The following is a 15,876-nucleotide window of genomic DNA, read 5'->3' as shown; positions in this document are numbered from 1 at the left end:
AACCGCCCACCACGACCCCGGAGCCGCCCCATGCACCTCGACCACTCCCACTCCCACGACGGCCCCGCCGCCCTCTCCGCCGATGCTCATCGGGCCGACGGGACCCGGCGCGCCCTGCGCATAGGGCTCGGTGGACCTGTCGGGTCCGGGAAGACCGCGACCGTTGCCGCGCTCTGCCGTGCCCTGCGCGACGAACTCTCCCTCGCTGTCGTGACGAACGACATCTACACGCGGGAGGACGCCGAGTTCCTGCTGCGGGAGGCCGTGCTGCCGCCCGAGCGGATCACCGCCGTGGAGACCGGGGCCTGCCCGCACACCGCGATCCGCGACGACATCTCCGCCAACCTCGAAGCCGTCGAGGACCTGGAGGACGACCTCGCCGGGAGCGCCGGGCCGCTCGACCTCGTCCTCGTCGAGTCCGGCGGCGACAACCTCACCGCGACCTTCTCCAAGGGCCTGGTCGACGCCCAGATCTTCGTCATCGACGTCGCGGGCGGCGACGACATCCCGCGCAAGGGCGGCCCCGGCGTCACGACCGCCGACCTCCTCGTCATCAACAAGACCGACCTGGCCCCCTACGTGGGCTCCGACCTCGCGCGCATGGCCGCCGACGCCAAGGCGGCCCGCGCCGAACTCCCCGTCGTGCTGCAGTCCCTGCGCTCCGAGGGCGGCGTGGCGGAGGTCGCGGCCTGGGTGCGGGAGCAGTACGCCGCGTGGACCGCGTGAGCGCGCTCGGCCACGCGCGCGTGGGCGTCCGTTCCACCGCCCGCCTTGCCGCCCGCGGCGACGGACGCGGCGGCACCGCCCTGCCCGTGCTGGAGAGCGAGGGTTCGTTCGCCCTCCGCCGCGTCCGGGGCGCCGACAGAGGCGAGGCCCGCGTCATGCTCGTCGGCGCCATGAGCGGCCCCCTCGGCGGCGACCACTTCACCGTGGAGGCCCGCGCGGAAGAAGGCGCCCACCTGCACGTCGGCTCGGTCGCCGCCACCCTCGCCCTGCCCGGCCAGGCGAAGGGGGAGGCCCGCTACGACGTCCGGCTCACCGTCGCCGACGGCGCCCGCCTCGACTGGCTGCCCGAGCAACTGATCTCGGTGAACGGCAGCGACCTGCGCGTCACCACGCGCGCGGAGCTGGCCCCGGACGCCCGCCTCGTGCTGCGCGAGGAGCAGGTCCTGGGCCGCGCGGGCGAGCAGCCGGGCCGCCTCACCAGCCGCCTGACACTCCACCGCGCGGGACGCCCCCTGCTCGACCAGGAGCTCGCCTGCGGCCCCGGCGCCCCGGGCGGCTGGGACGGCCCTGCGGTCCTGGCCGGCCATCGCGCGCTGGGCCAGCTCGTCGTCGTACGGCCGGAGTTCGAGGCCGATCCGCCGCCCGCCACCGTCCTGGACGCGGACGGCACCGCCGCGCTCACCCCGCTCGCGGGCCCGGCCGTCCTGGTCACCGCCGTCGCCCCGGACGCGCTGCGCCTGCGCCGCACCCTGGACGCCGCGCTCGCCCGGTGGGCCTGACCGGTCAGCGGGGTGGCCATACCGTTTATCGGATTGGTAAAGAACGCCCGTCATCCCTGTTGTCAGGGACCCCACACACGACAGGATCCGCGTACCGATCGGCAACACGATCGACGTAACGATCGTATCGATGTGCGGGAGGCCTCACTTGAGACGGACTCGACAGACGGGTCGCGGCAGCCGGAACGTGGTGATCGGCTCCGCGGGCGCGTTCGCCGCCGTGGCGCTGATAGCGGGGGCGGTCGCCGCTCCCGCCAACGCCGAGCAGCAGCGTTCGACCGGCGGTCACAGCCAGGCCCGTGAGGCGGTGGGTGCCGCCGTCGCCGCCGCCAAGGCCGCCAAGAAGGGCATCGACTGGCAGGACTGCCCCGCCGACTGGGGCTTCGCCAAGCCGATCCAGTGCGGTTTTGTCACCGTGCCGCTCGACTACGCCAAGCCGAACGGCAAGCAGATCAAGCTCGCCGTCGACCGGATCGCCAACACGGGCACCAAGAGCGAGCGCCAGGGCTCCCTCGTCTACAACCCGGGCGGCCCCGGCGGCTCGGGTCTGCGCTTCCCCACGCGCGTGACGACCAAGAATCCGATCTACGCCAAGGCGGCGAAGGCGTACGACTTCGTCGGCTTCGACCCGCGCGGCGTGGGCCACTCGACGCCGATCTCCTGCATCGACCCGCAGGAGTTCGTCAAGGCGCCCAAGGACGACCCGGTCCCGGACAGCGAGGCGGACAAGCGCGCCCAGCGCAAGCTCGCCAAGGAGTACGCGGACGGCTGCTACGAGCGCAGCGGCGAGATGCTGCCGCACATGACGACGCCGAACACCGCGCGCGACCTCGACGTCATCCGCGCCGCCCTCGGCGACAAGAAGCTCAACTACCTGGGCGTCTCCTACGGCACCTACCTGGGCGCCGTCTACGGCACGCTCTTCCCGACCCACGTCCGCCGTATGATCGTCGACAGCGTCGTCAACCCGGCGAAGGACAACATCTGGTACCAGGCCAACCTGAACCAGGACATCGCCTTCGAGGGCCGCTGGAAGGACTGGCAGGACTGGGTCGCCAAGAACGACGCCACCTTCCACCTCGGCGACACCCGCGCCAAGGTGCAGCAGCAGTACCTGAAGCTGCGCGCCGAGGCGAAGAGGAGCCCGCTGGGCGGGGTCGTCGGCCCGGCCGAGCTGATCGGCTTCTTCCAGAGCGCGCCGTACTACGACTCGTCGTGGGTGCCGGTCGCCCAGACGTGGAGCAAGTACGTCGCCGGTGACAAGCAGGCCCTGATCGACGCCATCGCCCCCGACATGTCGGACACGGCGGGCAACGCGGCCTCGGAGAACAGCAACGCGGTCTACACGGCCGTCGAGTGCGCCGACGCCAAGTGGCCCACCAGCTGGCAGAAGTGGGACAAGGACAACACGCGGCTCCACAAGGACTACCCGTTCATGACGTGGGCCAACGCGTGGATGAACCTGCCCTGCGCCACCTGGAGGACGAAGCAGCAGACGCCGATCGACGTCAAGACCGGCAAGGGTCTGCCGTCGGTCCTGATCGTCCAGTCCGAGCGCGACGCCGCCACCCCGTACGAGGGCGCCGTCGAGCTGCACAAGCGCTTCAAGGGCTCCCGTCTCATCACCGAGAAGGACGCGGGCTCGCACGGCGTCACCGGTCTGACCAACCCCTGCATCAACGACCGGGTCGACACCTACCTGCTCACCGGCAAGACCGACAGCAAGGACGTGACGTGCGCCCCGCACGCCACCCCGAAGCCGTGATGCCCCTCTGACACGCAGAGCCCGGCCCCCGCCTCTCCTGGCGGGGGCCGGGCTGCTTCATGCCGTCAGCGCCGCGCGGCTGGCCAGGCGTCCTCGGCCGCGTAGTCGAAGGGCCCGGTCGTGCAGTTCGCCACCATCGACCATCGACCGTCGGCGCCGGGGGAGCGCCGTCCACAAGGACCGTCTCGGTCTCCACCCCCATCAGCGTGTCGATCATGGCGCCGATCTCGGCGACCGCCGGGCAGTCCGGGGCCGCCCCGTTGAGCACCCGCGAGCCCGGCCGGGCCGCAGCCAGCCGCACCAGCTCCGCCAGGTTCTCCACGCTCGCCGGGTCGAAGCGGCTCTCCCCGCCGTACGCGAGCACGCGCGCGTGGCGCCCGTCGAGGATCTGCTTGACGAAGTTCGGCTCGCGCGGTGTGCGGCCGTGTGGCCCGTACACCGCGCCCGCCCGCAGAAGCGTCGTCGGCAGCTTCTCGCCGAGCGCGAGGAGATTCCGCTCCAGGCGCACCTTGCGCGTCCCGTACGTCGCGTCGCCCACCGCCACCGTCCGCCACGTCTCCGGTACCGGCGCGGGGTGGCACGGCATGCCGTCCGGCTCCTCCTGTGTGTCGAAGTTCCGGCCGCGCCCGTCCTCGTAGACCGCGCCACTGGAGAGGACGACCGCGGAGCCGATCCGGTCGCGAGGCCGCCGTCACCGCCCAGCCGTCGCGCGCGGGGAGGGGCGATCTGCTCAGCGCAGAGTGCGGGGCGGACAGCGGGTCAGCTGAGGGGCATCCTCGGGAACCTGCGCGCCGTCGCCTCCTCGGCCTCCGCCTTCACGAGCGCCGCGTACTTGTCCACGTACTCCTGCCCGGACAGTTCGAGGATCGCGTACATGATCTCGTCGGTGACGGCGCGCAGAATGGCCTTCTCGCCGTCCATCCCGGCATAGCGGGAGAATTCAAGCGGCTTGCCGAACCGGATCGTCACGCGCCGCATGTTCGGGATCTTCTGGCCGGGCGGCTGTGCCTCGAACGTGCCGATCATCGCGCAGGGCACCACCGGGACCTGTGCCTTCAGCGCCATCGCGGCGACGCCGACCTTGCCCTTGTAGAGCCGCCCGTCGTGCGAGCGCGTGCCCTCCGGGTAGATGCCGAGCAGCTCGCCGCGGCGCAGCACACCGAGCCCCTCGCGGATCGCGGCCCGCCCCGCCTCCTTGCCGGAGCGGTCGACCGGGATCTGGCCCGCGCTGCGGAAGAACGCCGCCGTCAGCCGGCCTTTGACGCCGGGGCCGGTGAAGTACTCGGCCTTCGCCAGGAACGTGATCCGCCGCTTGATGATCGCCGGCATCAGGAAGTGGTCGGAGAACGACAGGTGATTGCCCGCGACGATCGCCGCCCCCGACTCCGGGATGTGTTCGAGCCCCTCGATCCGGGGCCGGAACATCAGCCGCAGCAGCGGCCCGAGGATCACGTACTTGAGCAGCCGGTAGAACATGCCGGTCGCCTCCCCCATGCGTAGTAGGACGGCAGCACGCGCGCGTGGGTGCCCACAGTGCCCGCATCGGGCGGCATCATGCGCTGCGCGAGGCCACCATCGCCACCGTGATGAGTCCGAGCACGACCCAGCCGAACCACAGCCAGCCGTTGCTGCCGAGCGCCACCGTGTAGGCGGTGACGGCCACCAGACCGCCGACGGTGAACACGCCCATCGTCTTCGTGGAACCGGGCATCACGCACGCTCCTCCCGGCAGCCCGGACGGCGTACGCGCCGTGCGACGCCCGGACCGCGGCCAGAAGGCCATAGTCACCCGTGAGGGGGCGGTGGCGCTACTGTCCGCGCGCGTTCAGCGAGGCCAGGTAGGCGTTGTACGCGGCCAGCTCCTGATCGCCGTCCCGGTCCGCGGCGCGGTCCTTGCGGCGCGCCTGGCGCTCCTCGGACTTCTTCCACTGGAAGAGCAGCGCGAGCAGCACCAGGACGGATGGCACCTCGCTGAACGCCCACGCGATGCCGCCCGCCGCCACCTGGTCGGAGAGCGGATCGATGCCGAGCGAGGCGGGCGGGTCGTCGAACGTGCCGACCATCGCCGTGCTGGCCATCATCAGCGCGATGCCGAAGAAGGCGTGGAACGGCATGCCCGCGAACAGCTCCAGCATCCGCATCACATAGCCGGGACGGTGCGGGCCGGGGTCGACGCCCATGATCGGCCAGAAGAAGACCAGTCCCACGGCGAGGAAGTGCACCATCATCGCGATGTGGCCGACCTTCGAGCCCATGAGGAAGTCGAAGAGCGGCGTGAAGTAGAGCGCGTACAGGCTCGCGATGAACAGCGGGATGGTGAACGCGGGGTGCGTGATGATCCGCATGTAGCGGCTGTGCAGCAGCATCAGGAGCAGCTCGCGGGGGCCCTTGGAGCCGCGTTTGGCGGCCACCGGCAGCGCCCGCAGGGCGAGGGTGATCGGCGCGCCCATGAGCAGCAGGATCGGCGACAGCATGCTGATGACCATGTGCTGCACCATGTGCACGCTGAACATGACCATGCCGTAGTCGTTCAGCTTGGTGCACATCATGAGGCCGATGCTCAGGACGCCCACGACGAACGCGACGGTCCGCGACACCGGCCAGGAGTCGCCGCGCCGCCCGAGCCGGACGACACCCCATCCGTACAGGGCGAGCGCCAGGAGGCAGCCGACGAGGAAGAAGGGGTCGGCCGACCAGCCGAGGCCGCGCCCCAGCGTGAACGGCGGCAGATCCGTCATCATGCCGTGCCCGCTGTGATCCATCCGCCGGCTCCTGTTGCTCGCGTTTCGTACGGATTGTGCGCCACCAGACTAGAACTGCCCCCGGCCGAGGTTTCGGCCGGGGGCAGCTTGCTTAAAGGAACGACAAAAAGATCACTCAGGTGGCTACGGGGTGCACGCCGGCTACAGAACGCACTGTCGTCAAAGGACGCACTCCGCCTCGGCGTAGCGCTCCGCGGGCACGGTCTTCAGCGTCTCGACGGCCTCGGCGAGCGGCACCATGATGATGTCGGTGCCGCGCAAGGCCGTCATCTTCCCGAACTCGCCCCGGTGCACGGCCTCCACGGCGTGCCAGCCGAACCGGGTCGCGAGGACGCGGTCGTACGCGGTCGGGGTGCCGCCGCGCTGCACATGGCCGAGGATCACCGGACGGGCCTCCTTGCCGAGCCGCTGCTCCAGCTCGATGGAGAGCTGGCGCGCGATCCCGGCGAAGCGCTCGTGGCCGTAGACGTCCTTGCCGCCCTCGTCGTACTCCATGGAGCCGACCCGGGGCTTGGCGCCCTCGGCGGCGACGACGATGGCGAACTTCTTGCCCGCCTCGAACCGCTCGCCTACCTTCTTGGCCAGCTCCTCGATGTCGAAGGGGCGTTCCGGCACGACCACCGCGTGCGCGCCCGCCGCCATGCCGGAGTGCAGCGCGATCCAGCCGGTGTGGCGCCCCATGACCTCGACGATCAGCACCCGCTGGTGCGACTCGGCGGTCGTCTTCAGCCGGTCCAGGGCCTCGGTGGCGACCCCGACGGCCGTGTCGAAACCGAAGGTCACATCGGTGACGGCGATGTCGTTGTCGATGGTCTTCGGCACGCCGACGATCGGCAGACCGGCGTCGGAGAGCAGCCGGGCCGCCTTGAGCGTGCCCTCGCCGCCGATCGGGATGATCGCGTCAAGGCCGAGATCGGCGACGTGGCCCTTGGCCCGCTCCACACCGTCCCGCAGATGCGCGGGCTGCACCCGGGAGGAGCCGAGGATGGTGCCGCCGCGGGCGAGGATGCCGCCCACCGCGTCCAGGTCCAGCTTGCGGTAGTCGCACTCGAGCAGGCCCTTCCACCCGTCGTGGAAGCCGATGACCTCGTCGCCGTGGTCGACGACGGCACGGTGGACGACCGAACGGATCACCGCGTTCAGACCGGGACAGTCGCCGCCGGAGGTGAGGACACCAATACGCATAAGCCCGGAATACCTTTGCAAACGTGGGCCGATGACCGGACCACACCGTCCGGCTGAATTCCGGCTACCTTATCCGCGCCCGAGTACATCTCCGGTAGAGCCGTCCGCCAGGTGGACAGCCCCGCTCAGATGGGCGCGGAGGCGCCCTTTAGGGGGCGCGCTGGGCAGGCGCTCGGGCGCTCAGGCGCTCAGGCGGGCTGAGCGGTAGCGGCAGCAATCCGCTCATTGCGGAGCGCTTCGTACCACTGGTCGTCCACCGGAGGAAGCGCGTTGACGTCGAGCGCCAGCTTCAGCAGCAGGTCGGCGATCAGCGGGTTGCGCGCAAGGACGGGCCCGTGCATGTACGTACCGAACACCGTGTCGTTGAAGGCGCCCTCGGTGCCGTCCCCCGTGCCGTTGCCCTTGCCGATGCGGGTGCGGGCGAACGGCCGCGCGGACGGGCCGAGGTGCGTGACGCCCTGGTGGTTCTCGAACCCGGTCAGCGGCGGCAGGCCCAGGTTCGGGTCGATGTCGCCCAGTACGTCGCCGACGCACCGCTCGCCCTCGCCGCGCGTGGAGACGACGTCGAGCAGGCCGAGGCCGGGCTCGCGCTCACCGAGGTCGTTGATGAACTCGTGGCCGAGGATCTGGTACCCGGCGCACACCGAGAAGACGATCGCGCCGTTGCCCACCGCGCGTTGCAGGCCGCCGTCGCGGCGCAGCCGCTCGGCCGCCAGGCGCTGCGGCCGGTCCTCGCCGCCGCCGATCAGGTAGATGTCGCCGGAGGTCGGCACCGGCTGGTCGCTGCGCACGTCGTACCGCTCGACCTGGAGGCGGCGCTGACGCGCGCGGCGCTCCACCACCAGGGCGTTGCCCTGGTCGCCGTAGGTGCTCAGCAGGTCGGGGTAGACCCACACCAGACGCAGGCTGTTGTCGCTCATGCTCATGATCCTTAAGTGATCCTCGTCTGGGTCCGGTCAGTTGCCCACGCGGCGGCGGACGTCCTGGAACGCGGTGTAGTTGGCGATGAGCTCGATCCGTCCGGGCGGGGACATCTGTACCGCCTCGTCGAGCGTCTCGCAGACCCGGAAGTCCAGGTTCGCGACCTCCAGGCGGACCGCGAGGTCGAGCTTGCGGTCGCCGATCACGCAGATCGGGTGGCCGGCGAGGCGCGTGTAGTCGACGTCCCACAGCCAGGAGGTGTCCGTGCCGTCCGCGCCGCGCGCGTTGACCGACAGGATCACCGGGGTGGGCGGCGGGTCGATCAGAGTGAACGTTTCGAGCCAGCCCGCCGGGTTCTTCGCGAGCAGCAGCCGCAGGTCGCGGTTCTGGAACTGCACGACGTCGTAGCGCCCGGCCACGGCCTGCACCTGGTACATGCGCTCCAGGGCGACCTGCGGCGGAACGCCGAAGCAGGCGGCGACGGCGGCCGAGGACGCCGCGTTCGCCTTGTTGGCGCGGCCCGGCAGCTGGAGGTGGATCGGCCACGCGGAGCCGTGCGGGTCCAGGACGTAGTCGCCCTGCAGCGCCCAGCTCGCGGTGGGGCGCCGGAAGCCGCACTCGCCGCAGAACCAGTCGTCGCCGGGGCGCTGCATCACGCCGCCGCACGCCGGGCAGGACCAGGCGTCGTCCTTCCACTCCTGACCGGCGGCGACCCACACCACGTTCGGCGAGGAGGAGGCGGCCCACACCACGAGCGGGTCGTCCGCGTTGGCCACCACGATGGCCTTCGAGCCGGCCAGGCCCTCACGCCACTTCTCGGCGAGCATGCGGGTCTCGGCGGCGCGGTCGAGCTGGTCGCGCGAGAGGTTCAGCAGGGCGATCGCCTTCGGCGCGGTGTCGCGCGCGACGCCCGCCAGGTACTTCTCGTCGACCTCGATGACGCCGAACTTGGCGTCGGAACCGCCGGCCAGGGCGGAGGTGATACCGGCGGGCATGTTCGCGCCCAGCGCGTTCGACACGACCGGGCCGCTGGCCCGCAGCGCCTCGGCGATCAGACGCGTGGTCGTCGTCTTGCCGTTCGTCGCGGAGACGAGCACCACGTCGAGGTGCTGGGCGAGCCGTCCGAGCAGCTCGGGGTCGAACTTGAGCGCGACCTTGCCGCCGATCACCGATCCGCTGCCGCGGCCCGCCGCCCGTGACACCGCGGCCGCGGCCTTCCCGGCCGTCACGGCCAGCTTGGCCCGCGGAGTCATCGACTCCGAGTTGCCTGACATTCCTGGGTCCTCCTTGCGTACGGCGCCGCGCCTGCCCGGGCATCGCTTTCCGGCCTCAGCCTATCGAGATCCTCTGACAAGCCCGAACTCCGGCACCACCGGCGGATCGGGGTGCCCTGGGGACCGTACCCTTACGGCCATGCGACACGGCTCGATCCAGGGCGCTTCCGGGCGCGTACGACCCCTCACACTGCTCGGCGATCCCGTGCTGCACCAACCCTGCGCGGAGGTCACCGACTTCGGTCCGGGGCTCGCGCGCCTCGTCGAGGACATGTTCGCCACGATGTACGCGGCCCAGGGCGTCGGCCTCGCCGCCAACCAGGTCGGCGAAGCCCTCCAGGTCTTCGTCTACGACTGCGAGGACGACGACGATGTGCGGCACATCGGACATGTCGTCAACCCGCGCCTGACCGAGGCCGACGGCGACGTGATCCGGGGCCCCGAGGGCTGTCTGTCGCTCCCCGGCCTCGAAGCGGGCACCCCGCGCTTCGACCACGCGCGCGTGGAGGGCTTCGACGCGACCGGCGCCCCTGTGGTGATCCACGGCACGGGCTGGTTCGCCCGCTGCCTCCAGCACGAGTGCGACCACCTCGAAGGCCGTACGTACACGGACCGGGTCACCGGCTGGCGCAGGCGCCGGGTGCTGCGCCAGGCGGCATGGGCGCCTTGGGCGAAGGCCGGTTCCCCGCGGTCTTCTCCGGGGTCCTAGAACCCGGGACCGCCCGCCTTGTCGCCCGCGGCGGCGAGCCGTCCCCAGAGCAGGTCGGCGAGGCCCTGCACCAGTTCGGCGCGGGTGCACGGCCGTTCGCCGAGCCACCAGTCACCGGCGGCGTGCATCATGCCGACGATTCCGTGGCCCCAGACGCGGGCGAGCTGCTGGCCGGCCGGACCGAGGTCGACGCGCTCCTCTATGACCTCCGCCAGCTCCTCGCCCATGCGGCGCAGGAGAGGCGCCGAGTGGCGTCCCACGTCGAACCCGGAGTCGCCGGGCGAGCCCTCCGCCGGATGCATCAGGAACCGGTAGACCTGCGGTCTGGCCTCGATCGCCGCCAGGTAGGTGTCCAGGGTCGCCTCGACGCGCTCACGGCGCTCCGCGGACGCGTCGAGCGCGGCCCGCAAGGAGGAGAGCAGGGCGTCCGTGTGGCGCATGGCGAGGGCGGCGTACAGCCCGCCCTTGTCGCCGAAGTGCCGGTAGAGAATCGGCTTGGTGATCCCGGCCTCGGCCGCGATCGCGTTCATCGAGGCGCCAGGACCGTCCCGCAGCACCACGCGGTCCGCGGCCTCGAGCAGCTCGCGCCGCCGACGCTCCGCGGCGGACTGCTGTTCCGCGCGCTGATCGGTCCGCTGTGTGGTCTCCATGACGATCTCCCCGCCCTTGCGATTGCTCGACGCACCGCGAAAGGTAACACCCGCACCAGGACCGGTATCGAACGTGCGCTCGGAGGTTGACATGGTCTACTGGTCGGTAACAGACTCCTGTTACCGTAAGTAACCTATGCAGTGTTCGCAGTCCTGGAGGGGTCATGGCCGAGTTCACGATGGATCTCAACGACGAGCAGAAGGAAGTCCGTGACTGGCTGCACGGCTTCGCCGCCGATGTGATCCGCCCCGCGGCCGCCGAGTGGGACGAGCGCGAGGAGACCCCCTGGCCGGTGATCCAGGAAGCGGCCAAGCTCGGAATCTACTCCCTCGACTTCTACGCGCAGCAGTTCTTCGACCCCTCCGGTCTCGGCATCCCGATGACGATGGAGGAGCTGTTCTGGGGCGATGCGGGCATCGCCCTGTCGATCGTTGGCACCGGCCTCGCCGCGGTGGGCGTCCTCGCCAACGGCACCGAGGAGCAGATCGGCACCTGGATCCCGCAGATGTACGGCGACGTGAACGATGTGAAGGTGGCCGCCTTCTGCTCCTCCGAGCCGGACGCGGGCTCCGACGTCGCCGCCATGCGCACCCGGGCCGTCTACGACGAGGCCAAGGACGAGTGGGTCCTCAACGGCACCAAGACGTGGGCGACCAACGGCGGCATCGCCAACGTCCATGTGGTGGTCGCCTCCATCGACCCCGAGCTGGGCTCCAAGGGCCACGCCTCCTTCATCGTCCCGCCGAACACCCCGGGCCTGTCCCAGGGCCAGAAGTTCAAGAAGCACGGCATCCGCGCCTCGCATACCGCCGAGGTCGTCCTGGAGAACGTCCGGGTGCCCGGCTCCTGCCTGCTCGGCGGCAAGGACAAGCTCGACGAGCGCCTCGCCCGCGCGCGTGAGAAGGCCAGGAAGGGCGGCGAGCGCGTGAAGAACGCCGCCATGGCGACCTTCGAGGCCTCGCGCCCGGCCGTCGGCGCCATGGCCGTCGGCACCGCCCGCGCCGCCTACGAGGAGGCGCTCGCGTACGCGAAGACGCGCGAGCAGTTCGGCCGCCCCATCATCGACAACCAGGGCGTCGCCTTCCAGCTCGCCGACATGCGGACGCAGGTCGACGCCGCGCGGCTGCTCGTGTGGCGCGCCTCCTGGATGGCGACCACGGGCAAGAAGTTCGAGAACGCCGAGGGCTCCATGTCGAAGCTGTTCGCGAGCGAGACGGCCAAGAAGGTCACCGCCCAGGCGATCCAGATCCTCGGCGGCAACGGCTACACCCGCGAGTACCCCGTGGAGCGCATGCACCGCGACGCGGCGATCTACACGATCTTCGAGGGCACGAGCGAGATCCAGCGCCTGGTCATCGCCCGCACGCTGTCGGGCATGGCGATCCGCTAGGCACGGGATCGCCGTGCGGGCCCGGCTGCTCCGGGCCCGCATCCGCGTCGCGTCACTCCTCGCCCGCCTCCAGCGCCATGGCCAGCGCCGACGCCGGGTCGGACGCGGCCGGGCCCGCGGGGGCCCAGCGCCCCCTCTCCTTGCGGTAGGGCCACCAGCGTCCGTCGCGGCCCAGGCGCAGTTGGGCAGCGCCGCCCGAGACGGTCCAGCGGGCGCGGGTGGCCCTGAGCGCGGGGCGTTCGTCCGGTTCCCAGGCCGCCGCGAGCGCCGCACGCGCGCGTGCCGCGGTGTCCGGGTCCGGGGTCCACTCGTCCTCCAGGACGCTGAGCGCGGCCGCGCCGCCGTGCTCCCAGGCACGCACCGCGAGCGCCATGCCCTCGCGGTCCCGGCCCGACCCGGCGGCCAGCCGCTCGGCGATGTGCCGCCCGGGTCGCGCGGCGGCCAACCGTACGGCGTCCTGCGCGGCGGTCGGCTCCGGCCAGGGCGCCCGCTGTCCGTGCCCGGGGGCGAGCGCGTCCGCGAGGAGCCGGTGGGCCTCCGCGGCGGCCTGCGCGCCCAGGAACCCGAGGGCGGCGACGTCGGTGCCCTCAGGGGGAGCCGTCTCCGTGTCCAGGGACGGCGGAAGCCCCGGCTCGGTCGGCAGTTCGGGCGGGTCGGGGAGCGGCGGCAGCACGAAGGCGGACGCGTACGCCTCGGCCGCGTCCACCCCTTCCGCTCCTTCCGCCCCTTCCGCCTCGGGCGCCGTCCCGGACTCCGGTGCGGCGCGCGCGGTGGTGCGCGCCTGGATCTCGTCGAGCAGCGCCCGCTCGCCGCGCCCCCGCAGCAGAAGCAGCACGAACGGGTCCTGGTCGAGCAGGCGTGCCAGCTGGTAGCTGAGCGCGGCCGTGTGCGCGCAGTGGTCCCAGGCGTCGCAGTCGCAGCGCGGCTCCAGGTCCCCGATGCCGGGCAGGAGTTCGACCCCGGCAGCGGCGGCGTCCTCCACGAGGTGCGGCGGCATGTCGCGGTCGAGGAGGGCCGCGATGTGTCCGGCCCGCTCGACGGCCATGGCGAGGAAGCGGTCCCAGTCGTCCTCGCCGAGCCGCTGCAGCAGCACGTCCGAGCGGTGCACGGCGCCGCCGCGGTCCTCGACGACCGCGGTGATCCGGCCGGGACGCACCGACACGGCGCCGACCGCCCCCGCCCGCGCCAGCCTGCGGCCCGCCTTGAGCTGCTTCAGGTCGAGCGCCGTGTCCTCCAGCGCCTTCAGCCAGGCCAGCCCCCACCACGTCTCGGCGAAGCTCCTTCCGCCCGCCACGGGCAGCGCCGCGAACGTGCGCTCCTCGTCCGGGTCCGTGGCCGCGGCGTCATGGCCGTACTCGTCGTAGTGGTCACTCATCGGGCGCCCCCTCGCAGCTCGACCAGGTCGGCCAGTTCGGCATCGGTCAGTTCCGTCAGCGCCGACTCGCCCGCCCCCAGCACGGCGTCCGCCAACTCCCGCTTGCGCACCAGCATGTCGGCGATGCGGTCCTCGATGGTGCCCTCGGCGATCAGCCGGTGCACCTGCACCGGCCGGGTCTGTCCGATGCGGTACGCGCGGTCGGTGGCCTGCGCCTCCACGGCCGGGTTCCACCAGCGGTCGTAGTGGACGACGTGCTCCGCGCGCGTGAGGTTGAGCCCGGTCCCCGCGGCCTTCAAGGAGAGCAGGAAGACGGGCACTTCGCCGTCCTGGAAGCGCCGCACCATGGCCTCCCGCCCCGCGACGGGCGTGCCGCCGTGCAGGAACTGCGTGGCGATGCCGCGCTGTGCCAGGTGACGCTCGACAAGGCGGGCCATCTGCACGTACTGGGTGAACACGAGGACGCTCGCGCCCTCGGCCAGGATCGTGTCCAGGAGTTCGTCGAGAAGCTCCAGCTTCCCGGAGCGTCCGGGGATGCGCGGCTTGTCCTCCTTGAGGTACTGCGCCGGGTGGTTGCAGATCTGCTTGAGGGCGGTGAGCAGCTTGACGATCAGGCCACGCCGTTCGAAACCGTCGGCCTCCTGGATCTCCGCGAGCGTCTCGCGCACCACGGCCTCGTAGAGCCCGGTCTGCTCCTTGGTGAGGGGCACGGCCCGGTCGGTCTCCGTCTTCGGCGGCAGCTCGGGGGCGATCCCCGGGTCCGACTTGCGGCGCCGCAGCAGGAAGGGGCGGACGAGCCTCGACAGGCGCTCGGCGGCGGCCGGATCCTTGCCGCCCTCGACGGCCTTCGCGTAGCGGGTGCGGAAGGTGCCGAGGCGGCCCAGGAGTCCCGGCGTGGTCCAGTCGAGGATGGCCCACAGCTCGCTGAGGTTGTTCTCGACCGGGGTGCCGGTGAGCGCCACGCGCGCGCGGGCGCCGATGGTGCGCAGCTCCTTGGCGGTGGCCGAGTGCGGGTTCTTCACGTGCTGCGCCTCGTCCGTGACGACCATGCCCCAGCTCTGCGCGGCCAGTTGAGCGGCGTCCAGCCGCATGGTGCCGTATGTGGTGAGCACGAACTCGCCGTCCGCGAGGCCCTCCAGGGACCGGCGGCCGCCGTGGAAGCGGCGCACGGGGGTACCGGGTGCGAACCTCTCGATCTCGCGCTGCCAGTTGCCCATGAGGGACGTCGGGCAGATCACGAGGGTGGGGCCCGCGGTCTCCCGTGCGTCCTGCCGGTGCAGGTGCAGCGCGATCAGCGTGATCGTCTTGCCGAGCCCCATGTCGTCGGCGAGACAGGCGCCGAGGCCGAGGGAGGTCATGCGGGCGAGCCAGTTCAGACCGCGCAGCTGGTAGTCGCGCAGGTCGGCGGCGAGCCCGGCCGGCTGACCGACCATGTCCGTGCTCTCGGAGTTCTCGGGGTCCGCGAGGCGGTCCCTGAGCGTCGCCAGCCAGCCGGCGGGCCGCACCTCGACCCGGCGGCCGTCGATCTCCGTGGAGCCCGTCAGAACGGCGCTGAGCGCGTCGACCGGCGTCACCTTCCGGTCCTCGTGCGCGCGGGCGCGACGGGCCTCCCCGGGATCGATGAGCACCCATTGGTCGCGCAGGCGCACGACGGGCCGGTTCGCCTCGGCGAGCCGGTCCAGTTCCGCGCGGCTCAACTCCTGGTTGCCGAGGGCGAACCGCCAGTCGAACGCCAGCAGCGCGTCGGCCGACAGGAACGACGGGGCGTCCGAGGAGAGCGCGTCGGGGCCATCGCCCTTGGGCGGTCCGATCACCGCGCGGGCCGTCAGTCTGCGAGCCATCTCCCGCGGCCAGTGCACCTCGACACCCGCCGCCGACAAGGCGCGGGCGCCCTCCCCGAGCAGTTCGGTCACCTCGTCGTCGGCCAGCTCCACGGCGTCCGGGACGGACGCCGAGAGCAGAGGGGTGAGCGGCGTCCACGCGCGCGCTGCGCGCCGCAGGGACAGGAGCGCGTCCATCCGGGCCCGCGCCCCGAACGCCTTGCCCGCACCCGCCCACACCTGGGCCGCGTCCGCGACCAGCGCGGGGTCGCTGACGCTGTGCATCTGCAGCACGGCGCGGAACGGCAGCAGGGTCTCGCCGTCCGTGACCTGGGCGAGCCCCGGCACCTCGACGCGCAGCGAGATCCGTACCCCCGCATCGTGCCCGGCGGCCACGTCGGCCGCCCAGTCGCGCAGTTCGGGAGCGCGCCGCGGAACCCGTGCCGCGAACGCGGGGGCGCCCGCGGCGAGTGCGGCTGCGGGGGAGCGCGGCAGGGTGTCGGCCACCGCGTCGAGGAA

General features: G+C 71.9%; 14 protein-coding genes and 1 pseudogene. 5 read left to right on the top strand and 10 right to left on the bottom strand.

Annotation, left to right across the window (positions count from 1 at the left end; translation table 11 throughout):
* Positions 1-30 precede the first annotated feature (30 nt).
* The 3 genes from ureG to N5I75_RS30750 all read left to right on the top strand — a co-directional run bounded on the left by ureG (position 31) and on the right by N5I75_RS30750 (position 3,270).
* Positions 31-726 carry an urease accessory protein UreG gene (gene ureG, locus N5I75_RS30760; RefSeq protein ID WP_476682825.1) on the top strand — a complete coding sequence of 232 codons (696 nt, stop codon included), beginning with the start codon at positions 31-33 and terminating at the stop codon, positions 724-726.
* A complete protein-coding gene (locus tag N5I75_RS30755; protein ID WP_476682823.1) occupies positions 714-1,505 on the top strand; it encodes an urease accessory protein UreD in 792 nt (263 codons plus the stop codon). Before ureG ends, N5I75_RS30755 begins: the two co-directional genes overlap by 13 nt.
* A gap of 187 nt (positions 1,506-1,692) precedes the next feature.
* The gene (locus tag N5I75_RS30750; protein WP_476683140.1) at positions 1,693-3,270 is read left to right on the top strand and encodes an alpha/beta hydrolase; all 1,578 of its coding nucleotides are present in this window, start codon (positions 1,693-1,695) and stop codon (positions 3,268-3,270) included.
* 115 nt (positions 3,271-3,385) lie between these two features.
* Here N5I75_RS30750 and N5I75_RS30745 read toward each other — a convergent pair.
* From N5I75_RS30745 to N5I75_RS30715, 7 genes and pseudogenes are all read right to left on the bottom strand, one after another.
* Positions 3,386-3,946: pseudogene (locus N5I75_RS30745) on the bottom strand (NAD-dependent epimerase/dehydratase family protein); the annotation flags it as partial.
* A gap of 83 nt (positions 3,947-4,029) precedes the next feature.
* Positions 4,030-4,746, bottom strand: a complete 717-nt coding sequence (locus N5I75_RS30740) for a lysophospholipid acyltransferase family protein (RefSeq protein WP_476683136.1) — start codon at positions 4,744-4,746, stop codon at positions 4,030-4,032.
* A 76-nt stretch (positions 4,747-4,822) separates the two neighbouring features.
* Complete coding sequence (locus tag N5I75_RS30735) at positions 4,823-4,981, bottom strand: hypothetical protein (protein ID WP_324768595.1); 159 nt, start codon at positions 4,979-4,981, stop codon at positions 4,823-4,825.
* A gap of 97 nt (positions 4,982-5,078) precedes the next feature.
* Entirely contained in the window at positions 5,079-6,032 is a 954-nt protein-coding gene (locus N5I75_RS30730) for a cytochrome c oxidase assembly protein (RefSeq protein WP_476682821.1), read from the bottom strand.
* A gap of 159 nt (positions 6,033-6,191) precedes the next feature.
* Positions 6,192-7,217 (bottom strand): 6-phosphofructokinase, encoded by a 1,026-nt coding sequence (locus N5I75_RS30725; protein ID WP_476682819.1) that lies wholly within the window; start codon positions 7,215-7,217, stop codon positions 6,192-6,194.
* 188 nt (positions 7,218-7,405) lie between these two features.
* Positions 7,406-8,137, bottom strand: a complete 732-nt coding sequence (locus tag N5I75_RS30720) for a type 1 glutamine amidotransferase (RefSeq protein WP_361063278.1) — start codon at positions 8,135-8,137, stop codon at positions 7,406-7,408.
* A 36-nt stretch (positions 8,138-8,173) separates the two neighbouring features.
* On the bottom strand, positions 8,174-9,412 hold the full coding sequence (locus tag N5I75_RS30715) for a MurT ligase domain-containing protein (protein WP_476682817.1): 1,239 nt from the start codon (positions 9,410-9,412) through the stop codon (positions 8,174-8,176).
* A 139-nt stretch (positions 9,413-9,551) separates the two neighbouring features.
* On the opposite strand from N5I75_RS30715, the gene def reads away from it, so the two are divergent.
* Positions 9,552-10,121 carry a peptide deformylase gene (def, locus tag N5I75_RS30710; RefSeq protein ID WP_476682815.1) on the top strand — a complete coding sequence of 190 codons (570 nt, stop codon included), beginning with the start codon at positions 9,552-9,554 and terminating at the stop codon, positions 10,119-10,121.
* Here def and N5I75_RS30705 read toward each other — a convergent pair.
* The gene (locus N5I75_RS30705; protein WP_476682813.1) at positions 10,118-10,771 is read right to left on the bottom strand and encodes a TetR/AcrR family transcriptional regulator; all 654 of its coding nucleotides are present in this window, start codon (positions 10,769-10,771) and stop codon (positions 10,118-10,120) included. The genes def and N5I75_RS30705 overlap by 4 nt on opposite strands.
* Before the next feature lie 164 nt (positions 10,772-10,935).
* Here N5I75_RS30705 and N5I75_RS30700 point away from each other — a divergent pair, with 164 nt between their 5' ends.
* Positions 10,936-12,162: an acyl-CoA dehydrogenase family protein gene (locus N5I75_RS30700; RefSeq protein WP_476682811.1), complete on the top strand. Its 1,227-nt coding sequence runs from the start codon at positions 10,936-10,938 to the stop codon at positions 12,160-12,162.
* A 52-nt stretch (positions 12,163-12,214) separates the two neighbouring features.
* Here N5I75_RS30700 and N5I75_RS30695 read toward each other — a convergent pair whose 3' ends face one another.
* Both N5I75_RS30695 and N5I75_RS30690 read right to left on the bottom strand, forming a co-directional pair.
* Positions 12,215-13,537 (bottom strand): SWIM zinc finger family protein, encoded by a 1,323-nt coding sequence (locus N5I75_RS30695; RefSeq protein ID WP_476682809.1) that lies wholly within the window; start codon positions 13,535-13,537, stop codon positions 12,215-12,217.
* On the bottom strand, positions 13,534-15,876 hold a 2,343-nt coding region (locus N5I75_RS30690; RefSeq protein WP_476682807.1), incomplete at its 5' end, for a DEAD/DEAH box helicase. The genes N5I75_RS30695 and N5I75_RS30690, both read right to left, overlap by 4 nt.

The organism is Streptomyces sp. R818, assembly GCF_056172735.1.
This window is presented reverse-complemented; position numbering and strand designations above follow the sequence as displayed.

Excerpts from the sequence above, each read along its gene's own strand:
- def (WP_476682815.1), top strand. The coding sequence starts at position 9,552 with ATGCGACACGGCTCGATCCAGGGCGCTTCCGGGCGCGTACGACCCCTC.
- N5I75_RS30715 (WP_476682817.1), bottom strand. The coding sequence starts at position 9,412 with ATGTCAGGCAACTCGGAGTCGATGACTCCGCGGGCCAAGCTGGCCGTG.
- N5I75_RS30720 (WP_361063278.1), bottom strand. The coding sequence starts at position 8,137 with ATGAGCGACAACAGCCTGCGTCTGGTGTGGGTCTACCCCGACCTGCTG.
- N5I75_RS30725 (WP_476682819.1), bottom strand. The coding sequence starts at position 7,217 with ATGCGTATTGGTGTCCTCACCTCCGGCGGCGACTGTCCCGGTCTGAAC.
- N5I75_RS30740 (WP_476683136.1), bottom strand. The coding sequence starts at position 4,746 with ATGTTCTACCGGCTGCTCAAGTACGTGATCCTCGGGCCGCTGCTGCGG.
- N5I75_RS30695 (WP_476682809.1), bottom strand. The coding sequence starts at position 13,537 with ATGAGTGACCACTACGACGAGTACGGCCATGACGCCGCGGCCACGGAC.
- N5I75_RS30700 (WP_476682811.1), top strand. The coding sequence starts at position 10,936 with ATGGCCGAGTTCACGATGGATCTCAACGACGAGCAGAAGGAAGTCCGT.
- N5I75_RS30735 (WP_324768595.1), bottom strand. The coding sequence starts at position 4,981 with ATGCCCGGTTCCACGAAGACGATGGGCGTGTTCACCGTCGGCGGTCTG.
- N5I75_RS30730 (WP_476682821.1), bottom strand. The coding sequence starts at position 6,032 with ATGGATCACAGCGGGCACGGCATGATGACGGATCTGCCGCCGTTCACG.
- N5I75_RS30705 (WP_476682813.1), bottom strand. The coding sequence starts at position 10,771 with ATGGAGACCACACAGCGGACCGATCAGCGCGCGGAACAGCAGTCCGCC.
- ureG (WP_476682825.1), top strand. The coding sequence starts at position 31 with ATGCACCTCGACCACTCCCACTCCCACGACGGCCCCGCCGCCCTCTCC.